At 41.9% G+C, this 391-nt stretch carries 1 pseudogene; it reads left to right on the plus strand.

The window, feature by feature from the left end:
• Window positions 1-391, plus strand: a pseudogene (locus P5674_RS26070) (hypothetical protein); the annotation flags it as partial.

Raw genomic sequence — 391 nt, forward strand, 5'->3', positions numbered from 1 at the left:
TGTCCGACGACTATATCGATTATAGGCTAATCAGAAGCCAAATGTCATCTGAACTAGAAGAAATAATCACAGAAGGCAACCTGGGTGAGCAATTAGAGTCTGTTTTACGGGCTGTCTGTGTTCTGCCATATCCTGATATCCAATTCCCTATTGTAACCTCGTTTATAGCGTCTCCAGTAACCCTTATGAGTACAGCTGGCATCCTGTTCCTTTGGGGGTCTAGCGGTACTGGAAAGTCACAGATAGCTACCGTAGCATCTGAACTATACAAGACAACCTCGGTGCTTGCTAATAGCACTTTCGCTTCACTGAGAAACAAGATACAACATGAACGATTTTATGACCCCCTTCAATGTGAATTTGAGAAAAATTTTATATTGGTATGGGAAGT

The organism is Limnospira sp. PMC 289.06 (assembly GCF_032350395.1).
Taxonomy (GTDB): domain Bacteria; phylum Cyanobacteriota; class Cyanobacteriia; order Cyanobacteriales; family Microcoleaceae; genus Limnospira; species Limnospira platensis.